The organism is Isoptericola sp. S6320L, assembly GCF_023015685.1.
GTDB lineage: Bacteria > Actinomycetota > Actinomycetes > Actinomycetales > Cellulomonadaceae > Isoptericola > Isoptericola halotolerans_A.
In genome coordinates, this window is record NZ_JALKAT010000024.1 from 1 (window position 1) to 26,878 (window position 26,878).

The 26,878-nt window shown below is 73.2% G+C and carries 24 protein-coding genes; 10 read left to right on the forward strand and 14 right to left on the reverse strand.

The window, feature by feature from the left end:
* The coding region (locus tag MWU57_RS12710) for a GyrI-like domain-containing protein (protein ID WP_246909559.1) at positions 1 to 637 on the reverse strand (637 nt) is incomplete at its 3' end.
* 17 nt (positions 638 to 654) lie between these two features.
* A complete protein-coding gene (locus MWU57_RS12715; protein WP_246909561.1) occupies positions 655 to 1,575 on the reverse strand; it encodes an SURF1 family protein in 921 nt (306 codons plus the stop codon).
* 163 nt (positions 1,576 to 1,738) lie between these two features.
* On the opposite strand from MWU57_RS12715, the gene MWU57_RS12720 reads away from it, so the two are divergent.
* From MWU57_RS12720 to MWU57_RS12730, 3 genes are all read left to right on the forward strand, one after another.
* Positions 1,739 to 4,234 (forward strand): phosphoketolase, encoded by a 2,496-nt coding sequence (locus MWU57_RS12720; RefSeq protein ID WP_106267169.1) that lies wholly within the window; start codon positions 1,739 to 1,741, stop codon positions 4,232 to 4,234.
* A gap of 104 nt (positions 4,235 to 4,338) precedes the next feature.
* Positions 4,339 to 6,459 carry a phosphate acetyltransferase gene (gene pta, locus MWU57_RS12725; protein ID WP_374108551.1) on the forward strand — a complete coding sequence of 707 codons (2,121 nt, stop codon included), beginning with the start codon at positions 4,339 to 4,341 and terminating at the stop codon, positions 6,457 to 6,459.
* Positions 6,456 to 7,736: an acetate/propionate family kinase gene (locus MWU57_RS12730; protein WP_246909563.1), complete on the forward strand. Its 1,281-nt coding sequence runs from the start codon at positions 6,456 to 6,458 to the stop codon at positions 7,734 to 7,736. Before pta ends, MWU57_RS12730 begins: the two co-directional genes overlap by 4 nt.
* A 68-nt stretch (positions 7,737 to 7,804) precedes the next feature.
* Here the strand turns inward: MWU57_RS12730 and MWU57_RS12735 are convergent, their stop codons facing one another.
* Together MWU57_RS12735 and MWU57_RS12740 are read right to left on the reverse strand one after the other, a co-directional pair.
* Positions 7,805 to 9,187 carry a GntP family permease gene (locus MWU57_RS12735; RefSeq protein ID WP_106267174.1) on the reverse strand — a complete coding sequence of 461 codons (1,383 nt, stop codon included), beginning with the start codon at positions 9,185 to 9,187 and terminating at the stop codon, positions 7,805 to 7,807.
* A complete protein-coding gene (locus MWU57_RS12740; RefSeq protein ID WP_106267176.1) occupies positions 9,177 to 9,773 on the reverse strand; it encodes a gluconokinase in 597 nt (198 codons plus the stop codon). The genes MWU57_RS12735 and MWU57_RS12740 overlap by 11 nt, the downstream gene beginning before the upstream one ends.
* Positions 9,774 to 9,889: 116 nt before the next feature.
* Here MWU57_RS12740 and MWU57_RS12745 point away from each other — a divergent pair, with 116 nt between their 5' ends.
* Both MWU57_RS12745 and MWU57_RS12750 read left to right on the forward strand, forming a co-directional pair.
* A complete protein-coding gene (locus tag MWU57_RS12745; protein ID WP_246909564.1) occupies positions 9,890 to 10,600 on the forward strand; it encodes a FadR/GntR family transcriptional regulator in 711 nt (236 codons plus the stop codon).
* The gene (locus MWU57_RS12750; protein WP_246909565.1) at positions 10,597 to 11,541 is read left to right on the forward strand and encodes a DUF4031 domain-containing protein; all 945 of its coding nucleotides are present in this window, start codon (positions 10,597 to 10,599) and stop codon (positions 11,539 to 11,541) included. Before MWU57_RS12745 ends, MWU57_RS12750 begins: the two co-directional genes overlap by 4 nt.
* Here the strand turns inward: MWU57_RS12750 and MWU57_RS12755 are convergent, their stop codons facing one another.
* From MWU57_RS12755 to MWU57_RS12765, 3 genes are all read right to left on the reverse strand, one after another.
* A complete protein-coding gene (locus MWU57_RS12755; RefSeq protein WP_246909566.1) occupies positions 11,542 to 13,164 on the reverse strand; it encodes a succinic semialdehyde dehydrogenase in 1,623 nt (540 codons plus the stop codon).
* A 69-nt stretch (positions 13,165 to 13,233) separates the two neighbouring features.
* Entirely contained in the window at positions 13,234 to 13,692 is a 459-nt protein-coding gene (locus tag MWU57_RS12760) for a GNAT family acetyltransferase (protein ID WP_243400931.1), read from the reverse strand.
* Positions 13,689 to 14,813: a GuaB3 family IMP dehydrogenase-related protein gene (locus MWU57_RS12765; RefSeq protein WP_106267184.1), complete on the reverse strand. Its 1,125-nt coding sequence runs from the start codon at positions 14,811 to 14,813 to the stop codon at positions 13,689 to 13,691. The genes MWU57_RS12760 and MWU57_RS12765 overlap by 4 nt, the downstream gene beginning before the upstream one ends.
* A gap of 98 nt (positions 14,814 to 14,911) precedes the next feature.
* On the opposite strand from MWU57_RS12765, the gene MWU57_RS12770 reads away from it, so the two are divergent.
* Positions 14,912 to 15,634 carry an exonuclease domain-containing protein gene (locus MWU57_RS12770; RefSeq protein WP_246909567.1) on the forward strand — a complete coding sequence of 241 codons (723 nt, stop codon included), beginning with the start codon at positions 14,912 to 14,914 and terminating at the stop codon, positions 15,632 to 15,634.
* Positions 15,635 to 15,656: 22 nt separating this feature from the next.
* Here MWU57_RS12770 and guaB read toward each other — a convergent pair whose 3' ends face one another.
* Both guaB and MWU57_RS12780 read right to left on the reverse strand, forming a co-directional pair.
* Positions 15,657 to 17,174: an IMP dehydrogenase gene (gene guaB / locus MWU57_RS12775; RefSeq protein WP_106267188.1), complete on the reverse strand. Its 1,518-nt coding sequence runs from the start codon at positions 17,172 to 17,174 to the stop codon at positions 15,657 to 15,659.
* 94 nt (positions 17,175 to 17,268) lie between these two features.
* Entirely contained in the window at positions 17,269 to 18,381 is a 1,113-nt protein-coding gene (locus MWU57_RS12780; RefSeq protein WP_246909568.1) for a MerR family transcriptional regulator, read from the reverse strand.
* 201 nt (positions 18,382 to 18,582) lie between these two features.
* Between MWU57_RS12780 and MWU57_RS12785 the strand changes: the two genes are divergently transcribed.
* Positions 18,583 to 18,873 (forward strand): WhiB family transcriptional regulator, encoded by a 291-nt coding sequence (locus MWU57_RS12785; protein WP_246909569.1) that lies wholly within the window; start codon positions 18,583 to 18,585, stop codon positions 18,871 to 18,873.
* Positions 18,874 to 18,955: 82 nt separating this feature from the next.
* On the opposite strand, the gene groES is transcribed toward MWU57_RS12785, so the two are convergent.
* Positions 18,956 to 19,252 (reverse strand): co-chaperone GroES, encoded by a 297-nt coding sequence (groES, locus tag MWU57_RS12790; protein WP_106267193.1) that lies wholly within the window; start codon positions 19,250 to 19,252, stop codon positions 18,956 to 18,958.
* A gap of 195 nt (positions 19,253 to 19,447) precedes the next feature.
* Between groES and MWU57_RS12795 the strand changes: the two genes are divergently transcribed.
* Complete coding sequence (locus tag MWU57_RS12795; protein ID WP_246909571.1) at positions 19,448 to 20,719, forward strand: class I SAM-dependent methyltransferase; 1,272 nt, start codon at positions 19,448 to 19,450, stop codon at positions 20,717 to 20,719.
* A gap of 39 nt (positions 20,720 to 20,758) precedes the next feature.
* Positions 20,759 to 21,907, forward strand: a complete 1,149-nt coding sequence (locus tag MWU57_RS12800) for a glutamate--cysteine ligase (protein ID WP_106267197.1) — start codon at positions 20,759 to 20,761, stop codon at positions 21,905 to 21,907.
* Between the two features lie 33 nt (positions 21,908 to 21,940).
* On the opposite strand, the gene MWU57_RS12805 is transcribed toward MWU57_RS12800, so the two are convergent.
* The 4 genes from MWU57_RS12805 to tsaD form a co-directional block, all read right to left on the reverse strand.
* The gene (locus MWU57_RS12805) at positions 21,941 to 22,924 is read right to left on the reverse strand and encodes an SDR family oxidoreductase (protein WP_246909573.1); all 984 of its coding nucleotides are present in this window, start codon (positions 22,922 to 22,924) and stop codon (positions 21,941 to 21,943) included.
* A 114-nt stretch (positions 22,925 to 23,038) separates the two neighbouring features.
* Complete coding sequence (locus tag MWU57_RS12810) at positions 23,039 to 23,767, reverse strand: DUF4166 domain-containing protein (RefSeq protein ID WP_246909574.1); 729 nt, start codon at positions 23,765 to 23,767, stop codon at positions 23,039 to 23,041.
* Complete coding sequence (locus MWU57_RS12815) at positions 23,764 to 24,363, reverse strand: SRPBCC family protein (protein WP_246909575.1); 600 nt, start codon at positions 24,361 to 24,363, stop codon at positions 23,764 to 23,766. The genes MWU57_RS12810 and MWU57_RS12815 overlap by 4 nt, the downstream gene beginning before the upstream one ends.
* A 4-nt stretch (positions 24,364 to 24,367) precedes the next feature.
* Positions 24,368 to 25,426, reverse strand: a complete 1,059-nt coding sequence (gene tsaD, locus MWU57_RS12820) for a tRNA (adenosine(37)-N6)-threonylcarbamoyltransferase complex transferase subunit TsaD (RefSeq protein WP_106267423.1) — start codon at positions 25,424 to 25,426, stop codon at positions 24,368 to 24,370.
* A 183-nt stretch (positions 25,427 to 25,609) separates the two neighbouring features.
* Here tsaD and urtA point away from each other — a divergent pair, with 183 nt between their 5' ends.
* Positions 25,610 to 26,878 carry an urea ABC transporter substrate-binding protein gene (gene urtA, locus MWU57_RS12825; protein WP_246909576.1) on the forward strand — a complete coding sequence of 423 codons (1,269 nt, stop codon included), beginning with the start codon at positions 25,610 to 25,612 and terminating at the stop codon, positions 26,876 to 26,878.

A 26,878-nucleotide genomic window follows, 5' to 3' on the forward strand; every position in this document is an offset into this window, starting at 1 on the left:
GCGGCGCGTCGTGCACCCACAGCGCTCGGGGAGGGGGCTGGACCGGCTGGCGGATGATCGTCCGCATCCTCTCCGGCGCGACCCGGCGCGGGTCCGACAGGTAGATCTCGTGGTGGGTGCCGGCCAGCACGAGGCCCTCGGCCGCGACGAACTCGTGCAGCCCGGCGACGGTCGGGGCCTCCGCGGCATACGGCCCCACGTGCAGCACCTGCGCCGTGTCCCCGTCGCCGAAGTGCTCGTAGCGGACGCGGTCGCCGGCGGGCAGCGTCTTCCTCGCCGTCGTGCGGGCCAGGACGTCGGGGACGTCGACGGAGGCGACGGCGTCGGGCAGGCAGATCATCAGCGTCCACCGCCAGTCGTCCTTGGCCTCGACGCTGAACCGGCTCATGTCGTCCGCCCACCACAGGCCCTCGAGCGGCATCACGGTGTACGCGTCACCCGTGGCCTCCTTCACCGCGGCCCGCACCGCGTAGGCCAGCGGGTACAGCGACTCGACGCACGCACGGTAGAGGCCCGCGGTGTTCGGGTCGCCCTCCCCGTCGGCGAGCAGGTAGGGACGCGGCGGCACGGTCACCCGGGACGGCGTCGTCGTCGCGCGGTAGTCGGGGTACGACTTCTTCAGGTCGATGGACGCCACGGGGCCCAGCCTGGCACCTACCCGGCGGGCAGGCCCGCGATGCCGGTGCCCACCGGGTCACCCGCATCGCCGCCCGGGCCGCGACCGCCGCGACGGGACCGGCGCTCGCGCACGCCGCCGGCCATCTCGTCCCGCACCAGCCGGACCCAGAGGGCCACGGCGAACAGGCCGAAGACCCACCACTGCAGGGCGTAGAAGAAGTTCTGCAGGTTGACGTCCGCGCCGCCCTCGAGCACCGGTCGGGGCAGGGGTGCCGGACCACCGGCGGCAGCGGGCGTCTGCTCCGGGGAGGAGTCGGTGAGCACCACGTAGGCGGTGTAGATCGGGCCGTCCCAGGTGTTCGCCAGCGCGCTCGAGGCGATGTCCTGCGTCAGGGGCGGGCCGCCCGGGTTCTCCGGCACGACGCCGGTGCGAGCGGTGGACTCCGAGGCCTGCAGCCAGCCGTCCAGCGTCACCTGGCCCGCCGGAACTTCGAGGGCCTCGTCCCCCGGCGTCGCCGAGTCGACCCAGCCCCGCACCACCGGCAGCACGGGCGGACCGGACAGCGACGCCCACGACGCGCCGTCGGTGCCGTCGTCGGACACGCGCAGCGGGGTGAGGACCAGGTAGCCGTCGACCCCGTCCAGCGAGCGTCCGGCGACGAGCATCTGCCCGTCGGGCTCGTACGAGCCCGTCACCGCCACCTCACGCCCGACCAGCTCTCCCGGGAACGACGACTGCGGCGCGAGCACCTCGCCGAGGTCGACGGGCGCCGCCGCGGCCGCCTCCGCCGCCTCCTGCTGCGCGGCGAGGTTGGCCCGCTCGTAGGCCCGGTCGATCTGCCACACACCCAGCCGCCCGCACACGGCCGCCGCGGCGAGGAAGACCAGCAGGATCGCGATCATCCGCGGCTGGCGGGCGACCGCCCCGAAGGATCGGCGCACAGGCGGGTTCGGCACGGGCACCACGGTATCCGCGCGCGGAGGCCGACCAGGAATCCGGTGGCGAACCTCACGCACGTCCGTCGCCGCCGCCGGACCCGCGCGTCATGCTGCGCCGGGACGCGGCGTGCGATGGAATGAGCAGCGAGCACGATCGTCCCTCTCCCCGTAGGAGCGTCAGATGAGCACCTCGACCGCCGACTCCCCGACCTGGCCCGCGACGGGCGTCGCGGAGCTCTCGGACACGGACGTCGAACGCCTCGACCAGTGGTGGCGTGCCGCCAACTACCTGTCGATCGGCCAGATCTACCTGCTCGACAACCCGATGCTGCGGCGCACGCTGGAGCGCGAGGACGTCAAGCCGCGCCTGCTCGGGCACTGGGGTACCACCCCTGGCCTGAACTTCCTCTACACGCACCTGAACCGCATCATCCGCGAGCGCCGGCAGTCGACGGTCTACGTCGCCGGCCCGGGCCACGGCGGTCCCGGCCTGGTGGCCAGCACGTATCTCGAGGGCACGTACTCCGAGATCTACACCGACGTGACCCAGGACGACGAGGGGATGCAGCGGCTGTTCAAGCAGTTCTCCTTCCCCGGCGGCATCCCGTCGCACGTGGCGCCGGAGACCCCCGGCTCGATCCACGAGGGCGGCGAGCTCGGCTACGCGCTGTCGCACGCCTACGGCGCCGCGTTCGACAACCCCGACCTGCTGGTGGCGGCCGTCGTCGGCGACGGCGAGGCCGAGACCGGCCCGCTGGCCACGAGCTGGCACTCGAACAAGTTCGTCAACCCCCGCACGGACGGCGTCGTGCTGCCGATCCTGCACCTGAACGGCTACAAGATCGCCAACCCGACGGTGCTCGCCCGCATCAGCGACGACGAGCTGCGCGACCTGATGGTCGGCTACGGGCACACGCCCTACTTCTTCACCGGCGGGTTCGACGGCGAGGACCACGCTGCGGTCCACCGCCGGTTCGCGCAGCTGCTCGACGAGGTGATGGACCACATCGCCCGCATCAAGGCGGCGGCCCAGGACTCGCCGGCGGACGAGCAGGAGCGGCCCGCCTGGCCGATGATCGTCTTCCGCACCCCCAAGGGCTGGACCTGCCCGCCGGAGATCGACGGGCACCGGACGGAGGGCTCCTGGCGGGCCCACCAGGTCCCGCTCGCCAGCGCGCGCGACACCCCCGAGCACCTGGACGTGCTGCGCGGCTGGCTGCAGTCGTACCGGCCGCACGAGCTGTTCGACGACGCCGGCCGGCTGCGCGACGAGATCGCCGCGCAGGCCCCGGAGGGCGAGCTGCGCATGGGGGCCAACCCGCACGCCAACGGCGGGCTGCTGCTCCAGGACCTGCGGCTGCCGGACTTCCGCGACTTCGCCGTCGACGTCCCCCAGCCGGCCGGCGCCATGGCGGAGTCCACCCGGGTGCTGGGCACCTGGCTGACGGAGGTCATCCGCCGCAACCCGGACACCTTCCGGATCTTCGGGCCGGACGAGGTCGCCTCGAACCGCCTCCAGGCCGTCTACGACGTCACGGACAAGCAGTGGAACGCGGACTTCCACGGGCCCGACGTCGACGAGCACCTCGCCCGCGCCGGTCGCGTCATGGAGATGCTCAGCGAGCACCAGTGCCAGGGCTGGCTGGAGGGTTACCTCCTGACGGGACGCCACGGCCTGTTCACCAGCTACGAGGCGTTCATCCACATCGTCGACTCGATGTTCAACCAGCACGCCAAGTGGCTCAAGGTCACGAACCACATCCCGTGGCGCCGGCCGATCGCGTCCCTCAACTACCTGCTGTCCAGCCACGTGTGGCGGCAGGACCACAACGGGTTCTCCCACCAGGACCCGGGGTTCATCGACCACGTGGTCAACAAGAAGGCGGAGATCGTCCGGGTCTACCTGCCGCCGGACGCCAACACCCTCCTCAGCACCTACGACCACTGTCTGCGCAGCCGGCAGTACGTGAACGTGGTCGTGGCCGGCAAGCAGCCCGCACCGCAGTTCCTGCCGATGGACGACGCGATCGCGCACTGCACGCGGGGGCTCGGCATCTGGGAGTGGGCCGGCACGGAGGTTCCCGGGCAGGACCCCGACGTCGTGCTCGGCTGCGCGGGCGACGTCCCCACCCTCGAGACGCTGGCCGCCGCGCACATCCTGCGCGAGGAGCTGCCGGACCTGAAGGTCCGGGTCATCAACGTGGTGGACCTCATGCGCCTGCAGGACGAGCGGGAGCACCCGCACGGCCTGTCGGACAAGGACTTCGACGGGTTGTTCACCCCCGACCGGCCGGTCATCTTCAACTACCACGGCTACCCGTGGCTCATCCACCGGCTCACCTACCGCCGCCGCAACCACCCGAACATCCACGTGCGCGGCTACAAGGAGGAGGGCACCACCACCACGCCGTTCGACATGGCGATGCTGAACGACATCGACCGGTACCACCTGGTCCTCGACGTCATCGACCGGGTGCCGGGGCTGGGCTCGAAGGTCGCCGGCCTGCGCCAGCGGATGGTGGACGCGCGCCTCGCGGCACGGCAGTACACCCGCGAGCACGGCGAGGACATCCCCGAGGTGCGCGACTGGGTGTGGCCCGACGCCGGACAGACGGCCACGGACGACGCCGGCCCGATGTACGACGCCGCCACGGCGACCGGCGGTGACAACGAGTGACCCGCCGGGAGTGACCAAGCCGACGCCGCGGTACCGGTGCGCCGCCGTCGTGCATGCGGTGGAATGGACGTGACCACCGCCCGACGCGAGCGAACAGGCAGGCAGTGAGCACACGCAGCATCTACATCGCGTCCCCCGAGGGGGACACCGGCAAGTCGACGGTCGCGCTCGGCGTGCTCGACCTCCTGGTCCGCCAGGTCCAGCGGGTGGGCGTCTTCCGGGCGGTCTCCCGGGTCCCGGAACGCCCCGCGGCCGACGGCGGGACGGGCGTCCGGGACCACGTCCTGGAGATGATGCTCGCGCACGACGGCGTCGACCTGGACTACGCGGACGCCGTCGGGGTCACGTACGACGACGTCCACGCCGACCCGGACGAGGCGCTCGCGCGGATCGTGGCGCGGTACCACGCGGTCGCCGCCCGGTCCGACGCCGTCGTGGTGCTCGGCACGGACTACACGGACGTGTCGGGCGCGACGGAGCTCGCGTTCAACGCGCGGGTGGCGGCCAACCTCGACGCCCCCGTGCTGCTCGTGGTCTCCGGGCGCGGCCGGGGGCTCGAGGACGTCTCGACCCTGACCCGGCTGAGCGTGGCGGAGCTGCGCGCGAGCCACGCCCAGCCGATCGCCGTCGTCGTGAACCGGGCCGAGGAGGCCGTGACGGACGCGCCCGCGGCCGTGCGGGCCGGCATCTCCGGTGAGGACCTGCCCACCTGGGTCATCCCGGAGGAGCCGTTCCTCGGCGCACCGACGGTGGCCCAGCTCGCCGACGCGGTCGACGGCACGCTGCTGCTCGGTGACCGCGACCTCCTCGCGCGCGAGGCGCTCGACGTCATCGTCGGCGCCATGACGTTCGAGCACATGCTCGGCCACCTCGCGGACGGCACCGTGGTCATCACGCCCGGCGACCGCACGGACGTGCTGCTCGGGCTGCTGTCGGTGCAGGCCGCGCAGCGCTTCCCGTCGCTCGCCGGCCTGATCCTCACCGGTGGGTATCGGCCGTCGGGCCGGTCGGGCCAGCTCGCGGCGGCGCTCGAACCGCACGTGCCGATCATCGCCACCACGATGGACACCTACGAGGTCGCGGGGGTCGCGGCACGGACCCGCGGCGCCATGACGGCGACGGCGCAGCGCAAGCACGACGTCGCCCGGGCGATGTTCGAGCAGCGGGTGGACGGTGCCGAGCTGCTGGCCCGGCTCGCCGTCGAGCGCACCCCCGTGGTCACGCCGCTCATGTTCGAGCACGAGCTGATCGAGCGCGCCCGCGGTGACCGCCGTCGTGTGGTGCTGCCCGAGGGCGACGACGACCGCATCCTGCGCGCCGCCTCCACGGTGCTGGCCCGCGGCATCGCCGACCTGGTGATCCTCGGCGACGAGACGGCGATCCGGGGACGGGCCACCGAGCTCGGCCTCGACATCGACGCCGCCCAGGTGATCGCGCCCACCGACGCGGAGCACGTCGAGCGGTTCGCCGCCGAGTACACCCGGTTGCGCGCGCACAAGGGCATGACCGTGGAGCGGGCGCGGGAGATCGTCACGGACGTGTCCTACTTCGGCACGATGATGGTCCACCTCGGCCTGGCCGACGGCATGGTCTCCGGCGCCGCGCACACGACCGCGCACACGATCCGGCCGTCCTTCGAGATCATCAGGACGAAGCCGGGCGTGTCCGTGGTGTCGTCGGTGTTCCTCATGTGCCTGCCCGACCGGGTGCTCGTCTACGGCGACTGCGCGGTCAACCCGGACCCGACGGCGGAGCAGCTCGCCGACATCGCCGCGTCCTCGGCGGCCACGGCCGACCAGTTCGGTGTGCAGCCGCAGGTCGCCATGCTGTCCTACTCGACCGGCACCTCCGGCACGGGCGCCGACGTCGACAAGGTGCGCGCCGCGACCGACCTGGTGCGCGAGCGGCACCCGGAGCTGAGCGTCGAGGGCCCGATCCAGTACGACGCCGCCGTGGACGTCTCGGTCGCGGCCTCGAAGCTGCCCGAGTCGTCGGTGGCCGGACGGGCCAGCGTGTTCATCTTCCCGGACCTCAACACGGGTAACAACACCTACAAGGCGGTGCAGCGGTCGGCCGGCGCCGTGGCGATCGGGCCGGTGCTGCAGGGCCTCAACAAGCCGGTCAACGACCTGTCCCGCGGCGCGCTGGTGCCGGACATCGTCAACACCGTGGCGATCACCGCGATCCAGGCGCAGTCCGCCCCCTCGAACGGAGCCCGAGCATGAGCATCGTCCCCGAGTCCGACCGGCCCAACCCGTACAGCGCGTACGGGGCGCACGGCTCGGTGCTGGCGCTCAACTCGGGCTCGTCGTCGCTGAAGTACCAGCTCGTGAACCCCGTCGGGGGCGAGGCGATCGCCGCGGGCACGGTGGAACGGATCGGCGAGTCGGGCAGCTCGACGGGCATCGTGACGCACACCTTCGCCGGCAACCGCACCCGGCGCGAGCTCGAGGTGCCCGACCACGGCGAGGCGCTGCGGCTGGCCCTCGGCATGTTCGACGAGATCGGGCCCCGCCTCGCCGACGCGGGCATCTACGCCGTCGGGCACCGCGTGGTGCACGGCGGCGCGGAGTTCTCCGGGCCGGTGGTGGTGGACGACGACGTCGTGGACCGCATCGAGGCGCTGGTGCCGCTCGCTCCGCTGCACAACCCGGCGAACGTCCAGGGCATCCGCGTGGCCCGCGAGCTGCTCGGTGACGTGCCGCACGTCGCCGTGTTCGACACGGCGTTCTTCCAGGCGCTGCCCGCCGAGGCCTACACCTACGCCATCGACCGGGAGGTCGCCCGCGAGCACGACGTCCGCCGCTACGGGTTCCACGGCACCAGCCACCAGTACGTGGCGGGCAAGGTGGCCCGGGTGCTGGGCCGGCGCGTGCAGGACCTCAACACGATCGTGCTGCACCTCGGCAACGGGGCCTCGGCGTCGGCGGTGCGCGGCGGCGTCCCCGTCGACACGTCCATGGGCCTGACGCCGCTCGAGGGCCTGGTCATGGGCACGCGGTCCGGCGACATCGACCCGGCCGTCGTGTTCCACCTCGCGCGCAACGCCGGGATGAGCATCGACGAGCTCGACACGCTGCTCAACAAGCGCTCGGGCATGCTGGGGCTGTCCGGGGTGAACGACTTCCGCGAGCTGCGCCAGCTCATCGACGACGGCGACGAGGACGCGGCGCTCGCGTTCGACGTCTACGTCCACCGGCTCACGAAGTACGTCGGCGCCTACGCGGCGCTGCTCGGGCGGGTGGACGTCATCGCCTTCACCGCGGGCGTCGGGGAGAACGACGCGGCGGTGCGCGCCGCCGTCTGCGCGGGCCTGGAGAACTTCGGGATCGCCGTCGACGCCGACCGCAACGCGGCGCGCGGTGGCGAGCGCATCATCTCCCCGGACTGGGCGAAGACCCTCGTCATGGTGGTCCCGACCATGGAGGAGCTGGCGATCGCCCGCCAGTGCGTGGAGGCCGTCGACGGCCGGGAGCCGACGGCGGCGGTCACCACCGGGTGACGCTCGCGCGCAGCAGCACACCGGGTTCCGTGGGGGCCCGACGCACCGCCGGGCCCCCACGCCTCGCGTCAGGCCACCGCGAAGACCAGGCCCGCGATCGCGAAGCCCATCACACCGATGCCCGTCTCCATGACGGTCCACGTGCGCAGCGTCGTCCGCACGTCCATGTCGAAGAACCGGCCCACGAGCCAGAAGCCGGAGTCGTTGACGTGGCTGAGCACGACGGACCCGGCGGCGACGGCGACGACGATCGCCGCCAGCTCGACCGCTCCGTAGCCGCCGGCGGCCACGGCCGGGGCGATGAGCCCTGCCGCGGTGGTCAGCGCGACCGTCGCGGAGCCCTGGGCGACGCGTAGCACCGCGGCGATGAGGAAGCCTGCCACGATGACGGGCAGGCCGAGGTCGCCGAGGACCTCCGCCAGGGCGTCGCCGATGCCGGTGGCCCGCAGCACCCCGCCGAACATGCCGCCGGCGCCGGTGATGAGGATGACCGACGCGACCGGGCCGAGCGCGGAGTCCAGCGTCTTCTCCAGCGCGGTGCCCTCGATCCCCCGGCGACGCCCGAGCACCCACGCGGCCACCAGCACCGTGACGAGCAGGGCGACCGGGGTCGCGCCGACCAGGCCGGCGACCGCCACGACCGTCGAGTCCCCGTCGACCCAGCCGGCCGATGCCGCCGTCTCCAGCCCCGTGTTGGCGAAGATCAGCACCAGCGGCAGCAGCAGGATGCCGACGACGGTCCCGAAGCGTGGCGGGTTCGCGGTCTGCGCGTCGTCGGCGCGGCCGAGGATCTCCGGCACGGGCAGCTCGAAGCGACGGCCGGCCCAGCGACCGAAGAGGTAGGCGGTGACGTACCAGGTCGGCAGCGCGGCCACGAGGCCGACGAGCAGCACGGTCGCGACGTCCGCCCCGAGGAACTCCGAGGCGGCCACCGGCCCCGGGTGCGGGGGCACGTAGATGTGCATCACGGAGAACGCGCCGGCGACGGGCAGGCCGTACAGCAGCACGGACCCGCCGAGCCGCCGCGCGACGGCGAACACGATGGGCAGCATGACCACGAGGCCGGCGTCGAAGAAGATCGGGAACCCGAACAGCAGCGAGGCGACGCCCAGCGCGAGCGGGGCCCGACGCTCGCCGAACCGGTCGACGAGCACGTCGGTGAGCACCTTCGCCCCGCCGCTGGTCTCGACGAGCCGGCCGAGCATCGCGCCGAGCCCGACGAGCAGCGCGACCGCCGCCAGCGTGGACCCGAAGCCGTCGAGCAGGACGTCGACGACGCTCCCGCTCGGCAGGCCGGCCGCCACGGCGGTCAGCAGGCTGACGAGGATCAGGGCGACGAACGCGTGCAGGTGGACCTTGATGATGAGGACGAGCAGCAGGGCGACGGCGGCCGCCGCGATGGCGAGCAGCGGCCCCGCGGTGAGGGTCTGGGTCCAGTCGTCAGGCGTCATGGGTGGTCCTCCCGGAGGTCGGGGCGGAGCATCGGGCGACGACGTCGTCCACGATCTCCTCGGGCGGTGCGGCGACGTCGGCGGTGAGCCCGTCCTCGTCGTCGTCGAGGGGTTCGAGGGTGGCGAGCTGCGACGGGAGCAGCGAGGTGGGCATGAAGTGGCCGGACCGCCCCGTCATCCGTTCGGCCAGCAGCTCGGGCGACCCGTGCAGGTGCAGGAACCACACGCGGCCCCGCGCTGCACGCAGCACGTCGCGGTACGAACGCTTGAGGGCGGAGCAGGTCACGACGGCGGTGCGTCCGGCGTCGGCCTCGGTGCTGAGCCAGTCGCGGATCGCGGCCAGCCACGGCGCCCTGTCCTCGTCGGTCAGCGGGGTGCCCGCGCTCATCTTGGCGATGTTCGCCTCGGAGTGGAACTGGTCGGCCTCGGCGTACTCGACGCCGATCCGGTCGGCCAGCATCCGGGCGACGGTGGTCTTGCCCGAGCCGGCGACCCCCATGACGACGACGTGCGTGACGGCGTCGGCCGCCTCGTCGCGGAGGTCCTGCGCGGGGCCGGGTTCGGCAGGTGTGACGTCGGTGTCCATCGGTTCGACTTCCGTGTCGGCGGGTCAGTTCCACGAGGATGCATGATTGGTAGCACCTTTGGCAAGCCATTGGTGTGACCAATTGCGGCCCGTGCCGGTCTCGGTAGGCTCCCCCCATGCCACCCCCCGCCCTGCACAACGCCGTCCTCGACGCCGTGGGGCGAGCCATCACCAGCGGCGACGTGGCACCCGGCACCCCGCTGACCCTCGAGTCGATCGGAACACAGCACCACGTTTCTCGCACCGTCGCCCGGGAGGTCATGCGGATGCTCGAAGGCCTCGGGCTGGTCCGCTCACGCCGACGGGTCGGGCTCGTCGTGCTGCCCCGGGAGGAGTGGAACGTGCTCGACCCGCGGGTGATCCGGTGGCGCCTCGCCGGCCCGGGCCGCGACGAGCAGCTCCGCACCCTCACCGAGCTCCGTCACGCCGTCGAGCCGCTGGCCGCCGCGGGCGCCGCCCGGCACGCCTCCGCCGCCGAGCGCGCCGAGCTCGTCGACCTCGCCGCCCGCATGCGCGTGCTGGGTTCCCGCGGCGACCTCACCGACTTCCTCGCGCTCGACGTCCGGATGCACGAGCTCCTGCTGCGCGCGAGCGGCAACGAGATGTTCGGCGCGCTCGCCGTCGTGGTCGCCGAGGTGCTGGCCGGCCGCACGCATCTCGGCCTGATGCCGGCCTCCCCCGTGCCGGAGGCGCTCGACCAGCACGAGGCCGTCGCGCACGCGGTGGCCGACGGCGACGCGCCGGCCGCCGAGGCCGCCATGGCCGCACTGGTCGGCGAGGTCCGCCGCGCCCTCGACACCGCGACGCCCGCCGAGGAGACGCCGTGACCGTCCTCGTCGACCCGCCGGCCTGGCCGGCGCACGACCGCCTCTGGTCGCACCTCGTCTCGGACGCGTCGCTGCACGAGCTGCGGACGTTCGCGCGCGCGGCCGGCATCCCCGACCGAGCCTTCGACCTCGACCACTACGACGTCCCGGACGAGCGGTACGACGACCTCGTCGCCGCCGGGGCGACACCGGTGGACGGCCGTGAGCTGGCCCGGCGGCTCGCCGCCACTCCCCTGCGGGTCCCGGGCCACGAACGACGACGGGCGAAGCGCCCGGCCCTCCTGGCACGATGGGCCGCGCTCTGGGCCGCGGGCACGGACCCGGCGGCACACGACGCCGGCGGGATCACCGCGGTCGGCGAGGACGTCGTCGACCGGTGGCGCGAGCCGCACCGGGTCTACCACGGCCGCCTCCACCTGGCCGACGTCCTCGACGCGATCGGCCCCCTCGCGCGCGAGACCGGCGCACCCGCCCGGGAGGCGTGGCGCGCCGAGGTGGCGCTGTGGTTCCACGACGCGGTGCACGACGGCGCCACCCCGGACGACGAGGAACGCTCCGCCGCGCTCGTCGGCGGCCTCCTGGCACCGCTCGAGCGACGCCGGGTGCTCTCGGCCGGGGACGTGGCGGAGATCGGACGTCTCGTGCTCGTGACGGCCGGGCACGACCCGGCTCCCGAGGATCTGGCGGGATGCCTGGTCAGCGACGCCGACCTCGCCGTCCTCGGCGGGGACGCCGGGCGCTACGCGCGCTACGTGGCCCAGGTGCGCGCCGAGTACGGCCACGTGCCCGACGCCGACTTCCGGGCCGGGCGCGGCGCGGTGCTCGACCAGCTGCTCACCCTGCACACCGGTCCCGGTCTGTTCCGCACGCCGGCCGCCCGGCACCGCTGGGCCGACCAGGCCGAGCGGAACCTGCGCGCCGAGCTCGCCGCGCTGCGGTGATCAGGGCAGGCGCAGCCGCCGCATCCCCCGCAACGCCTGGGTGAGCGCCCGGCTGGGCACGTCCCCGCCGAGCGCGTAGAGCGTGTCCAGGGACAGTCCCGCGCTGAGCCCGCGCTGCGCGACGACGCTCTGCACCTCCGTGACCGCCTCGATCGCCTCGCGGCCGTGCCGCCGTCCGAGGCCGGAGGCCTTCATGCCCCCCATCGGCGCGCCCGCGGAACCCCAGGCCTGGAGGTAGCCGTCGTTGATGACCACGGTTCCGGCCTCGACCCGCGCCGCGACCTGGCGGGCGCGCACGACGTCGCGCGACCAGATGGACGCGTTGAGCCCGAACTCGGTGTCGTTCATGACCCGGACCGCCTCGTCGTCGCTCGCGACGCGCGAGACCGCCACGACGGGCCCGAACGTCTCCTCGCGCAGGCAGACCGCGTCCTCGGGGAGGTCGTCGAGCACCGTGGGTGCGTAGAAGTACGGGCCGACGTCGGCACGGTGCACGCCGCCGGTCAGGGCCCGCGCGCCCTTGGCCAGGGCGTCGTCGACGTGCGCGGCCACCCTCTCGAGCTGGTCGGCCGAGACCAGCGACCCGATGTCCGCGGTGTAGTCGAGCCCGGCGCCGAGCGCGAGCTCGCGCACCGCGGGCACGAACCGCTCGAGGAACGCGTCGGCGATGCGCTCGTGCAGCACGAGACGCTCGATCGACATGCAGAGCTGCCCGGCGTTGGAGAAGCAGGCGCGGACCACGCCCGGCACGGCGGCGTCGAGGTCGGCGTCGGCCGCGACGTACAACGGGTTCTTGCCGCCCAGCTCGAGCGTCGCGCCGATGAGCCGCTCGCCCGCGCGCGCCGCCACCGTGCGGCCCACGGCCGTGGACCCGGTGAACGCGATGTGGTCGACGTGGTCCACCAGCGCCGCCCCGATCTCACCGCCCCCGGCGACGACCGAGAACAGGTCGTCGGGCAGCCCGGCCTCCGCGAGCAGCTCGGCGGCCCACAGCGCGGACAGCGTGGTCTGCGGGTCGGGCTTGAGCACGACGGCGTTGCCCGCCAGCAGCGCGGGGATCGCCTCGCAGAGCGCGAGCGTGAGGGGGTAGTTCCAGGGGGAGATCACGCCCACCACCCCGACCGGGCGCCGGTGGACGCGGGCGCCGGTCAGGACCGACAGGGCACCCGGCACGCGACGGTCCGCCAGGTAGCGCGGCCCGCGCACCACGTAGTGGCGGCAGGCCTGGGCGATGTCGGCGACCTCCTCGAACGCGCTGCGCCGCGACTTGCCGGACTCCATCTGGATGAGGTCGAGGATCTCCGACTGACGGTCGAGCACCAGCGTGCCCAGCCGGTCGAGGACCCGGGCGCGCTCGGCGAGAGGTGTCGCGGCCCAGTCGTGCTGGGCGACCCGGGCGCGCTCCACGGCGTCGGCGACGTCGTCGGTGCTCGAGAGCGGCACCGCGGCGAGCGGTGCGCCGGTGAACGGCGACGTGCTGCGGTGGGTGCCGGCGTCGTGCGAGGTCACGACCCTCTTGACCAGCGGGGACACGACCTCGGGTTCGAGGACGTAGGTGGACGAGGGAAGCTCGGGATCGATGAGATCGCCCAGAGCGCCGTCGCTCTCGTGCGCGGTTGCCATGGGCGACACTCTATGCGGCGCCGGTGACGGCCCGGTGAACGAGGCGTCAGATCTCCGTGTCGTTCGCTCTCAGCGGGACTCGTCCATCCATCGACCGAGGACGGCGACATCTTGGGCGGTGTAACCCAGACTCCCGTAGAAGTCATGCACGTGCTCGTTCGCCGTGCGCACCATGAGCATGACCTTGCTGGTCCCGGCGCCCCGCAACCAGTCCTCCGCGGCCTCGACGAGCCGCCGCCCGAGCCCTGACCTCTGGAGCGAGGGGGCCACGGCCACGTAGTAGAGCCACCCGCGGTGCCCCTCGTACCCGGCCATCACCGAGCCGACGACGCCGGAGGTCGCGTCGAGCGCGACGAGCACCGTGGACGTGGGGTTGCGCCGCGCGTCGGCGATGTCGCGGTGGGGGTCGTTCCACGGACGCGTGAGGTCGCACTCGCGCCACAGGGCGACGACCTGCTCGACGTCGCCGTCCGTGATCTCCCGCAGGAGCGTGCCGGCCAGGACCTGCGGTGCGGGCTCCGGGGTCACCGCGGCTGGTAGGGCGACATGACGACCTCGACCCGCTGGAACTCCTTGAGGTCGGAGTAGCCGGTCGTGGCCATCGCCCGGCGCAGCGCACCGACCAGGTTCGTGGTGCCGTCCGCCTGGCGGCCCGGCCCGAAGAGGATCTCCTCGAGGGTGCCGCCGGTGCCCACCGAGACCCGCTCGCCGCGCGGGAGCTGCGAGTGGTGCGCCTCGGGCCCCCAGTGCCAGCCCTGCCCGGGCGCCTCGGAGGCGCGGGCCAGCGCGGCGCCGAGCATGACGGCGTCGGCGCCGCAGGCCACGGCCTTGACGATGTCGCCCGAGTGGCCCACGCCGCCGTCGGCGATGACGTGCACGTAGCGGCCCCCGGACTCGTCGAGGTAGTCACGGCGCGCGGCCGCGACGTCGGAGACGGCGGTCGCCATGGGGGCGTGGATGCCGAGGCTGACGCGAGTGGTGTGGGCGGCCCCGCCGCCGAAGCCGACGAGCACGCCCGCGGCACCGGTGCGCATGAGGTGCAGGGCCGCGGTGTAGGTCGAGGCCCCGCCGACGACGACGGGGACGTCGAGCTCGTAGATGAACCGCTTGAGGTTCAGCGGCTCGGCGTTCCCGGAGACGTGCTCCGCCGAGACGGTGGTGCCGCGGATGACGAACAGGTCCACCCCGGCGTCCACGACCGTCTGGTAGTGCTCCTGGGTCCGCTGCGGGGTGAGCGCGCCGGCGACCGTGACGCCGGCCGCGCGGACCTCCTTGATGCGCTGCGTGATGAGCTCGGGCTTGATCGGCTCGGCGTAGATCTCCTGCATGCGGCGCGTCGCCTGGTCGGCCGGCAGCTCGCGGATCTCGGCGAGCAGCGGCTCCGGGGACTCGTAGCGGGTCCACAGGCCCTCGAGGTCCAGCACGCCGAGACCGCCGTGGTTGCCCAGCGCGACCGCCGTGTCCGGGCTCATGACCGAGTCCATCGGCGCCGCCATGATCGGCAGGTCGAAGTGGTAGGCGTCGATCTGCCACTCGGTGGAGACGTCCTTCGGGTCGCGGGTGCGGCGCGACGGCACCACCGCGACGTCGTCGAAGGAGTACGCACGGCGACCGCGCTTGCCACGTCCGATCTCGATCTCGTTGCTCACCCCGCAAGCGTACCGGGCAGGCCGGACCCGGGACCGCAGGGGCGCTGTCGGTGGCTGGTGGCATCGTCACCGGCGAGGACACGAGGAAGGAGTCCGGCATGGACGACACCGCCTGGACGGGTGGCCCGCTGCTCGGTTTCGACACCGAGACCACCGGGGTGGACGTGCACACCGACCGCATCGTCACCGCGGCCGTCGTGCTGCGCACGGCGACCACGACGGACGTGCGCACCTGGCTGGTCGACCCGGGCGTGGAGATCCCCGCCGAGGCCGCGGCCATCCACGGCGTGACGACGGAGCACGCCCGCGCCCACGGCATCCCTCCGCGGCAGGCGCTGGCCGAGATCGCGGCGGTCCTCGCCGAGCACACGCGCGCCGGGGTACCGGTCGTGGCATACAACGCGGCGTTCGACCTCACTCTCCTCGACGCCGAGCTGGTCCGCCACGGGCTCGCCACGCTGCCGGAGCGCCTCGGGCGGCCCGTGTCGCCGGTGCTCGACCCGCTGGTGATCGACCGGTGGCAGGACCGCTACCGCCGGGGCAAGCGGCGGCTGGGTGACCTGGTCGAGCTGTACGGGATCACCGGGGAGGGCGAGCTGCACAGCGCCGACGTGGACGTCCTGGCGACGCTCGACGTGCTCGACGCGCAGCTCCACCGCTACCCGGACCTGCGGGCCGTCGCGCTGGACGCCCTGCACTCCGCCCAGCAGGAGGCCCACCACCGCTGGGCGACGAGCTTCAACGAGTGGCGCCGCACGAAGGGCCTCGACGGGCCGGGGGCCTCGACGGCGTGGCCGGTCGAGCCGCCCGTGGCGGGCTGAGCCCGGTCAGGACACCGTGTCGTCAGGAGACGGTGTAGTTGGGTGCCTCGACGGTCATCATGATGTCGTGCGGGTGGGACTCCTTGAGGGAGGCCGAGGTGATCCGCACGAACCGCCCGTTGGCCTGCAGCTCGGGGACGGTGCGCGCGCCGACGTAGAACATGGTCTGGTGCAGCCCGCCCACGAGCTGGTGCGCCACCGTGGCGAGCGTCCCCTTGTAGGGCACCTGCCCCTCGACGCCCTCGGGCACGATCATGTCGTCGCTGGCGACCTCGGCCTGGAAGTAGCGGTCCTTGGAGTAGGACTTCTTGCCGCGCGAGGACATCGCGCCCATCGAGCCCATGCCGCGGTAGGCCTTGAACTGCTTGCCGTTGACGAGGATCTGGTCGCCCGGCGCCTCCTCGGTCCCGGCGAGCATGGAGCCGAGCATGACGGCCTCGGCCCCGGCGACGATGGCCTTGCCGATCTCGCCCGAGTGCCGCATGCCGCCGTCGGCGATGACCGGCACGCCCGCCGCGCGCGCCGCGAGCGAGGCCTCGTAGACGGCGGTGATCTGCGGGACGCCGACGCCGGTCACGACGCGGGTGGTGCAGATGGAGCCCGGGCCCACGCCGACCTTGATGCCGTCCGCGCCCGCGTCGACGAACGACTGCGCCCCCTCCTTGGTCGCGACGTTGCCGCCGATGACCTGGACGTCCTTGGTGGCCGGGTCCGACTTGAGCCGGCGGACCATGTCGATGAGCATCCGCACGTTGCCGTGCGCGGTGTCCGCGACCAGCACGTCGACGCCGGCGTCGATGAGCGTGGTCGCCCGCTCCCAGGCGTCGCCGAAGTAGCCGATGGCGGCGCCGACCATGAGGCGGCCCTGACCGTCCTTCGACGCGTCCGGGAACTGCTCAGACTTGACGAAGTCCTTGACGGTGATGAGCCCGGCGAGGCGGCCCTCGTCGTCGACGAGCGGGAGCCGCTCGAGCTTGTGCTTGCGCAGCAGCGCGGTGGCGTCCTCCCGCGAGATCCCGGCGCGGCCGGTGATCAACGGCTGGGGCGTCATGACCTCCGAGACGGTGGTGGTGGCCCACTCGGCCACCGGGGTGAAGCGCAGGTCCCGGTTGGTCACGATGCCGACGAGCAGACCGGCGGCGTCGAGGACGGGGAAGCCGGAGACGCGGTACTGGCCCGCGCGCTCGTCGAGCTGCTCGAGCGTGGCGTCGGGGCCGATCGTCACGGGGTTGGAGATGATGCCCGTCTGCGTCCGCTTGACGAGGTCCACCTGGTACGCCTGGTCGGCGATCGACAGGTTCCGGTGCAGGACGCCGAGGCCGCCCTGACGGGCCATGGCGATCGCCATCCGGGACTCGGTGACGGTGTCCATCGCGGCTGACACGAGCGGGACCTTCAGCGAGATCTCCCGCGTCAGGCGAGAGGTCGTGTCGATGTCCGTGGGGGCGAGGTCCGAGTACCCCGGCAGCAGCAGGACGTCGTCATACGTGAGGCCGAGGAACCCGAACGGGTCGTGCGCAGGCGAGGTCGTCTCCGTCATGTCCCGAGTCTACGGCGCGCGCCGAGGCCTCCGGGGTGCCGTCCGTCACGCCGGACGCTCCCCCGCGTGGGACGGCGGGCGCCCCGTCCGCCGCTCAGGAGGAGACGACGGCGAGCACCTCGTGCAGCAGCCCCGTGAAGGAGCGCACGCGCTGCACCTGGGCGGCCAGGGGGATCTCGCTCGCGGCGTCGTCACGCCGCAGGCCGACGAAGATCGGCAGGTCGGGGAAGCCCTCGTGCACCGCGTGCACCACGTCGAGATCGGGCCGCCGCTGCGTCGTCGCCAGCACGAGGGCTGCGGGGCGCACCATCGTCACGAGCTCGAGGGAGCGGCGTGTGCTCGCCGGGCCGGTGACGATCCGCGCCGTCTTGCCCTTCGCCGTCAGGGCGGCGGCGAGCGCGTGCGCGGAGAGCGGCACGACCTCGTCGGGCGCCGCGAAGATCAGCACGATGTTGCGCATGCGGCTCGGGTGGTTGGCCGGCGGCCCGCCGTTCTGCACCACCGCCTGCTCGAAGGCCTCCGTGAACGAGCGCAGCGCGTGCAGCGCAGCGGTGGCGAGCACGACCTCGGGGACGGCCCCGGGCCCGGCGAGCACGGTGCGCTCGGCGACGCGGTTCCAGGCCGGCTCCAGGAGGTGCGCCCACCAGACGGCAGGGTCCCCCTGGGCGGGGATCCGCAGGAGGTCGTCGCAGCGGGCCTGGTCGTAGGCGAGGGCGGCGTCGACGACCGCCGACACCTTGCCCGAGGCGTTCTGCCCGGGCCCGCCGTGGCCGGGTGCGGTCTGCGCACCCTGCCCGCCGCCGGGGATCGCGCGCAGGTGCGCCCGGCCCGGGCGCGCCCCGCCGTCGTCGCCGGCCGGAGCCGGCTCGGTCTCGGGCTCGGCCGCCTCCGGGGGCGCGGGCGGGCCGGACCGCTGCGCCTCCTCCAGCTCGTCGACGTCGGCGTCCAGCGCCGCCTGCGCGGCGTCGACGGGCGCGACGCCCTCGAGCGTGAGACGGCGCATGACGAGCAGCCGGGCCACGTCGTCGGGGGTGTACCGCCGGTGCGAGCCGGCCGTGCGGTCGGAGGGTCCGAGCCCGTACCGCCGGTCCCAGGTCCGCAGGGTCGCCGGGGCCACCCCGAGGCGGCGTGCGACCGCCGCGACTGCCAGGCCGGGGCCCGACGGGCGTGACCCGCCCGAGTCCTGGGCCGGTCGCGAGGAGGTCATGCCTCGATTCTGCCAGGGCTGCGCCCGACCGCCACTGCGGCCCCCGGCGCGTCACGATCCGAGACGGGATCCCGTCTCAAAGCAGGTCATCGGTCCGACGAAACCGGTTCATGACCTGGTCAACCCTGTCGCCGCTCCTCAGGGTGGCCAACTTGCGCTACCCCCTTGAACAACCTCTGCACAACTTGTAGGTTGTTCGCCATGACGGAGATCTCAAGACTGCCCGGACCGGTCATGGAGCTGTGGGAGTGGCAGTACCAGGGCGCGTGCCGCGACGCGGACGACACCCTGTTCTTCCACCCCGAGGGCGAGCGCGGGTCCACGCGACGACGACGGGCCGAGGCCGCGAAGGCCATCTGCCACTCGTGCCCGGTGATGATGCAGTGCCGCGAGCAGTCGCTGCGGGTCCGCGAGCCGTACGGCGTCTGGGGCGGGCTCAGCGAGGACGAGCGCAGCGCCGCGCTCGCCGGTCGCGACCGCAAGGTCGGCTGAGCCGGGAGTCCCCCGGAGACATGACGAGGCCCCGCATCACGGATGATGCGGGGCCTCGTGCGTCAGCGTCGAGAGCTGGGGATCAGCTCACGACGACGGCGAGGATGTCGCGCGCGGAGAGCACCAGGTACTCCTCGCCCGCGTACTTGACCTCGGTGCCGCCGTACTTGCTGTAGATGACCTTGTCGCCGACCTTGACGTCGACCGGGACACGGTTGCCCTGGTCGTCGAAACGGCCGTCGCCGACCGCCAGGACCTCGCCCTCCTGGGGCTTCTCCTTGGCGGTGTCCGGGATGACCAGGCCGGAAGCGGTCGTGGTCTCGGCCTCGACGGCCTTGACGACGATCCGGTCCTCGAGCGGCTTGATGGGGACCGACACGTCGGACCTCCTTGTTCGCGATGACTAGCTGGACTGGGACGCACCCTGTCGCTGGCCGTCGTCGCGGGTGCCGGCTCAGCGTGAGCGCTGGGACCAAATCTAGGCAGCCGTTAGCACTCTGACAAGTCGAGTGCCAGGATTCCTCTGCGGGCGTCATCGGCGCACCCCTGCCGCCACGCCTGAGACGATGTCGCCATGGACGCGGCCTCCCTCAGCAAGCTGCTCAGCCCCGAGGGCTGGGCGCTGCTCAACGCCCTGCCACCGTACGACGACCAGCAGGCGATGGTGCTGGCCACGCGGCTCCGTGCCGAGGGGGTCGATCCTGACCTCGCCGCCGCCGCCCTGACCCAGTCACGGTTGCGCGCCAAGGCCCGTGGCAAGCTCGGAGCGTTCGCCGAGGGGATGCTCCTCACCCCCGACGGCCTGGAGCAGGCCACCCGCCTCGTCGTCGCCGCGCAGCACGCCCGCCGCTACCTCGCCGCGGGCGTCACCAAGGTCGCCGACCTCACCTGCGGCATCGGCGCCGACTCCCTCGCCTTCGCCGGCGTCGGCCTCGACGTGCTGGCCACCGACCTCGACGAGGTCACCGCCGCGCTGGCCACGGTCAACCTGCGCGCCTTCCCCGAGGCGTCGGTCCGGCACGCCGACGGACTCGGCATCGACCTCGTCGCGGAGGGCGTCGACGGCGTCTACGCCGACCCGGCCCGCCGGACCCGGGGCGGGCGGCGCATCTTCGACCCGGCGGCCTACGCGCCGCCGCTCGACGCCGTGTGGGCGCTGCGCGATCAGGTGCCGGCCCTCGGCATCAAGGTCGGCCCCGGCATCCCGCACCACGGCCTGCCCGCGGACGCCGAGACCCAGTGGGTCTCCGTCGACGGCGACGTCGTCGAGGCCGGGCTCTGGTTCGGTCCCCTCGCTCCCGACGGCCCCGGCCGCTCCGCGCACGTCCTGCGCGCCGTCGCGGTACCGGCCGACGGCGGTGCACCCGACGGCGCCGAGAGCTCCGGCACGATCACCCGCACCCTGCGTACCGGACCGCAGGACATCGACCTGGTGCCCGACGTCGGGCAGGTCGGCACCTACCTGTACGAGCCGGACGGCGCCGTCGTGCGGGCGGGGCTGGTGGCGCACGCGGCCGACGAGCTCGGGGGCCGGCTCGTGGACCGCACCATCGCCTACGTCACCACCGACGCGCCTGCCCCCGCGCCGCCGTCGGGCACCGCGGCGATCGCGACCGGGTACCGGGTGCTGGACGTCATGCCGTTCAACCTGAAGAAGCTGAAGGCCTATCTGCGCGAGCGCGGCGTCGGGCGGCTCACGGTCAAGAAGCGCGGCACGGCCGTGACCCCGGAGCAGCTCCGCGCCCAGCTCGCCCTCAAGGGCGACGCGGCGGCCACCCTCGTCCTCACCCGGGTGGCCGGCCGCCAGCACGTGCTCGTCGTCGAGCCGCTCGCCAGCGGCCGCTAGGAGGCAGCGGCCACCCCCGCGGCGTGGAACCATGGCCCCATGCCGCTGGACTTCGCGCCGTCCCCTCGCTCGAGCGTCGGCCTCGAGTGGGAGCTCGCGCTCGTCGACGCCGACTCCGGCAACCTCCGGCAGGTGGCGCCCGCCGTGATGGACGCGCTCGCCGCGGACGAGCGGGCCCGGTACGTGAAGCCGGAGTTCCTGCGCAACACCCTCGAGGTCGTCTCGGACGTGTGCGACACGGTCGGGTCCGCGGTCCGCGACCTGGAGGCCGGCATCGCGGCGATCCGGGACGTCATCGAGCCGATGCGGGCGGAGATCATGGGCGCCGGCACCCATCCGTTCGCGCACTGGTCGCAACAGCAGGTCACCGACAAGCAGCGGTACGCCACGGTCGTGGACCGCACCCAGGTGTGGGGACGCCAGCAGGTCGTCTACGGCGTGCACGTGCACGTCGGGATCGAGGACCGCGCCAAGGTGCTGCCGATCGTGCGGTCCCTGCTGGTCTACGTCGCCCACCTGCAGGCGTTGTCGGCGTCGTCGCCCTACTGGGGCGCCGACGACACCGGCTACGCCTCCATGCGCGCGCTGATCTTCCAGCAGCTGCCCACGGCCGGGCTCCCGTACCAGTTCGCCGAGTGGGGCCAGCTCGAGCAGTACGTGGACGACATGCTCAAGACCGGCGTCATCGACGACTTCACCGAGGTCCGCTGGGACGTGCGGCCGGCGCCCCACTTCGGCACGGTGGAGGTGCGGGTCTGCGACGGCACCTCGAACGTGCTGGAGCTGGCTGCTCTCGGGGCGCTCGTGCACTGCCTCGTCGAGCACTTCTCCACCCTGCTCGACGAGGGACGGGAGCTGCCCGCCATGCCGCGCTGGTTCGTCCACGAGAACAAGTGGCGCGCCGCCCGCTACGGCATGGACGCCATCATCATCCTCGACGCCGACGGCAACGAGGAGCTGATCACCGACGCGCTGCCGCGCCTGCTGGACGAGCTGGCGCCGGTCGCCGCGCGTCTGGGGTGCACCGCCGAGCTGGAGGGGGTCCACGAGATCGTGCGGGCCGGCGCCTCCTACCAGCGCCAGCGCGCCGTCGCCGCCGCGCACGGCGGCGGGCAGCCTGGCCTCGAGGCCGTCGTGCGGTCCCTGGTGGCCGAGCTCCGGGCCGGACGCCCCCTGCCCGTGGGCTGACGACCGCCACGCAGCCGGTCCCGGGCGCGCACCTCACGCTCGCCGATGTCGTTGCGCGCCTCGCGCCAGGACCGCCCCGCCGACGACGACACCGACCGTGAGCAGCCGGCGCTGTGCCGTCCGTCGCCGCCCGCCCCAGCCACCGTGGACCGCCCCGGCGGACTCGGGACCGGGCTCGAAGAGGTTGCCGGAGGTGGCCTCGGCGGCCTGCCGGCGGGACAGCTGCAGCAGGTCCGTCTGCGCGGCCATCGTCGCCTCGACCGCTCGCGGCGAGAGCCGGTGCTGCCACGCCATCAGCCGCCCGGCGGTGCTCACGACCACCTCCCGCCGGGGCGACCGGACGGCACCGACGACGGCCCGGGCCACCCGCTCCGGGGAGTACACCGGCGGCATCGCTCTGACCGCACGGCCGCTGAAGTTGGCCACCTGGTCGAACAGCGGCGTGTCGATCGTAGGCGGCAGCACGGTGGTGACCTCGATGCCGGTGAGCCCGTCCAGCGCCAGCTCGGAGCGCACGGAGACCGACAGCGAGCGGACCGCGGCCTTCGACAGGCAGTAGGCCGCGGTGTACGGCTGCGGGACCTCGCCCAGGATCGAGGCGATGTTGACGATCACGCCCCGCCCCTGGGGCCGCATGTGGGCCAGCGCGGCACGGACCCCGTGCACGGTCCCCATGACGTTGACGTCGACCAGCCGGCGGAAGTCCTCCAGCGGGACGTCGGTGACGCGTCCGAAGAGGCTGACGGCGGCGTCGTTCACCCAGACGTCGATACGGCCGAACCGCGCCGCGGCATGCCGGGCCAGGCGCTCGACCGCGTCGGCGTCCGAGACGTCGGTGGGGACGGCCAGCGCGCGGACACCGTGGCGCCGGCACTCCGCGGCCGCCGACTCGAGCGCGCCCGGGCGGCGGGCGGCGAGGACGACGTCGGCGCCGGACCTCGCGAGCCGCAGCGCGGTGGCGCGGCCGATGCCCGACGACGCACCGGTGACGACGGCGACGGAACCCTTGACCTTCATGGCACTCCCCGGGCTGGCGGCACGTTCGCGTCCAGGACACGCCAGCCGGCCGATGCCCGCACATCGGGGCCCACCGGGCCTGGCCGGGGCCGCGCAGCGTCGCGCGGAGCCGCGTCAGAGCCGGCGCTCGTGCCGGACGGGCCGGAGCCGCTGGGGCGCCGTCGTCGCCTCCGGGTACTCGCAGGTGAAGGTGCCGTCGTAGCCGAAGAGGAAGCCGAACAGCCGGTGGTGGACCTCCAGGTCGATGCGGAAGACGCCGGCCTCGTCGTCGAAGCGCTCGCGCAGCGTCGCCCGCCCCGAGAAGAGCATCGGGAAGCGGAACCCGAGCACACCCTCGTAGAAGCGCTGGGCGCCCGAGCGCAGGAGCAGCGACCCATCGGGCTCCACCCGCAGGTCCAGGTCGACCGCCAGGTGCTGGTGCGTGCCGAGGTAGTCGACGATCCTGCCGCGGCCCGCGTCGAGGACCATCGTGGCGTCGAAGCGGCTCGGCCGCCGCCGCCCTGGCACCCGGTACTCGCGGACGAACGTGACGGTCTCGCGCCCGTACGGGTCCTGGTACGGGTAGTTCTCCACGGTGAAGGGCACGTCCTCGCCGACGTCCGCGACGAGGATGTTGCGCAGCCGGCCGATCTGCAGGAACGGCACCGTCCACCAGGGGCCGCGGCGGATGCGGCGCATGACGCCACGCCCCACGCACGCGTACCCGCCGTCGGTCGACACCCCGAAGCGTCGCCGGAGCTCGGGGTGCAGCCGGTCGAAGTCCGCGCCCAGGGCCCGGCGGAAGATGCTCGCACCGGCCTCGGCCGGGGTCGCGGCCGGCGTCTCGTGCGGTGTCCCGGTCACGGTGCCTCCAGGGTGTCGAGGGAGCGCGGGGCGTCGCGCATCGGGTCCCGCCCCGGGCGCCGGGTGACGCAGCGGGACGCTCGCGGGCGGTCCCGGCGCCAGAGGGCCAGCACCGAGACGAGGGGCCACCGCTCGGGCGGGACGCCCGTCTCGGCCCAGATCCGCAGCCGGTCGAAGCTCCACGCCGTCATCCACAGCACGAGCGGACGCAGCACACGGTCGGCCGCGCGGCCGAACCCCGGGGTGTAGTCGTACCCGGTGACGAAGCGGACCCCGCCCTCGACCGGGGTGTACCTCCAGTACCCACGCCCGTCCCGCAACGGCGAGGTGCGGTCGTCGGTGCCGAAGCGCAGCGCGGAGGTACGGGTGCCGTCGGGGCCGTGGCGCTCCCCCAGAGAGGTGCCGGTGCCGCGGATCGTGTGCGGTCCGAGCGCTCGCTCGTAGCGGAACCGGGTGGCACCCGTGGCCGTGGTGCCGGTGGGCACGATCCGGCTGAACCGCAGGTCCCAGCGCGCGTGCTGCTCGGGGTCCTGGGTGAGCTCCCAGATCCGGTCCATCGTGGTGCGGACCGTCACCTCGACGTACAGCGCCCGCACGCGGTCAGACCGTGATCGCGGTCAGCGGCATCGAGGAGTCGACCCCGATGTCGAGGTCCGACGGCGCCACCCCGGCCCGCACGACGGCGGAGCCCAGCGCCGCGATCATCGCCCCGTTGTCGGTGCAGTAGCGGATCGGCGGGATGCGCAGGTCGATGCCCGCCTCGGCGCAGCGCTCGGCCGCCATGTCGCGCAGCTGGCTGTTCGCGGAGAACCCGCCGCCGATCACCAGGGTGTCCACGTCGTGCGCCCGGCACGCCGCGATCGTCTTGGCCGTCAGCACGTCGACGACCGCGGCGGCGAAGGAGGCCGCGACGTCGGCCACCGGCACCTCGCGGCCGGCGTCCTGGCACGACTCGACCCACCGGGCCACGGCCGTCTTGAGCCCGGAGAAGCTGAAGTCGTAGGCGTGCTTCTCCTGGTCCTTGCGCGCCGTGAGCCCGCGCGGGAACCGGATCGCCTCGGGGTCACCCTCGCGGGCGAGCCGGTCGATGTGCGGACCGCCCGGGTAGGGCAGGCCGAGCAGGCGGCCCACCTTGTCGAAGGCCTCGCCCGCCGCGTCGTCGAGCGTGGACCCGAGCTCGGTGACGTCGGTGGCGATGTCGTCGACCAGGAGCAGCGAGCTGTGGCCGCCGGAGACGACCAGCGCCATCGAGCGCCCGGTGAAGGGGCCGTCGACGAGCTGGTTGACCGCCGCGTGCCCGATGACGTGGTTGACGCCGTAGAGCGGCTTGCCGAGACCGATCGACAGCGCCTTGGCGGCGCTCGCACCGATGGTCAGCGGCCCGACCAGCCCCGGCCCGGCGGTCACGGCGATCGCGTCGACCTCGGACAGGTCGACGTCGGCCTCGCCCAGCGCGCGCCGGATCGTCGGGACCATCGCCTCGAGGTGGGCGCGGCTGGCCACCTCCGGGATGATGCCGCCGTAGCGGGCGTGCTCGTCCATGGAGCTCGCGACGGCGTCGAAGAGCAGCGTGTCGCCACGCACCAGCGCGACGCCGGTCTCGTCGCAGGAGGTCTCGATCCCGAGCACCAGGGGCTCGCCACCGGTCTGGTCAGTCATGGCACCCATGATCGCATCGCGCGCGGGGCGGCCCGACGTCGGGGCAGGTCAGGTCGGCCCGTGGGTGGAAACACGAAAGTTACGCGGGGCTGACAGACCGGACACCTCGGCGTACTTAGGTTCATCTGAACCTAAGTCCCGGTCCCGGAGCCACCCGGAACCCCGCCACGAACGGAGCACGTCATGCGTCTACGGACACACGCCGGCACGAGAAGTCTCGGCGTCCTCTCCATCGCAGCACTGGCCGTCACGGCCCTGACGGCCTGCGGGGCACAGGTCGACGCCGCTGGCGCCGACCCGTCGGCCGGCACCGCGGACAGCTGCGTCGACACCTCGGGCGACACCGTGCGGATCGGGTTCCTCAACTCGCTGTCCGGCACCATGGCCATCTCCGAGCAGACGGTGCACGACTCGCTCCAGCTCGCCGCGGCGGAGATCAACGCCGACGGCGGCGTCCTGGGCAAGCAGCTCGAGGTCGTCACCGAGGACGGGCAGTCCGAGCCCACGGTGTTCGCCGAGAAGGCGACCAAGCTCATCACCAGCGACTGCGTCGCCGCGGTCTTCGGCGGGTGGACGTCGGCCTCGCGCAAGGCGATGCTCCCCGTCTTCGAGTCGAACGACTCGCTGCTGTTCTACCCGGTGCAGTACGAGGGCCTGGAGGCCTCGCCCAACATCTTCTACACGGGCGCCACGACGAACCAGCAGATCGTCCCGGCCCTCGACTACCTGGCCGAGCAGGGCGTCGAGTCGCTGTTCCTCGTCGGCTCGGACTACGTCTTCCCCCGCACCGCGAACAAGATCATCAACGCCTACGCCGAGGCGCACGGCATCGAGGTCCTCGGCGAGGAGTACGCGCCGCTGGGCCACACCGACTTCTCCACGATCGTCAACAAGGTGCGGTCGGCGGACGCCGACGCCGTGTTCAACACGCTCAACGGCGACTCCAACGTCGCGTTCTTCAAGGAGTACTCCAACGCGGGACTCGCCGCCGACGAGATGCCCGTCCTGTCGGTGTCGATCGCCGAGGAGGAGATCGGCGGCATCGGCGTCGAGAACGTCGAGGGCCAGCTCACCGCCTGGAACTACTACCAGACGGTGGACACCCCGGAGAACGCCGCCTTCGTCGAGGCGTTCAAGGCCGAGTACGGCGAGGACCGCGTCACCTCGGACCCGATGGAGGCCGCCTACGACTCCCTCCACCTCTGGAAGGGCATGGTCGAGAAGGCCGAGTCGTTCGCCGTCGCGGACGTCCAGGAGGCGGCCGACGGCGTCAGCTTCGACGCCCCGGAGGGCACGGTCACCGTCGACGGCGACAACCACCACATCGCCAAGACCGCGCTCATCGGCCGGATCGGCGCCGACGGCCTGATCCACACCGAGTGGAGCTCGGACGGCCCCATCGAGCCCGACCCGTTCCTCGAGGGCTACGACTGGGCCGACGGCCTCTCCTGA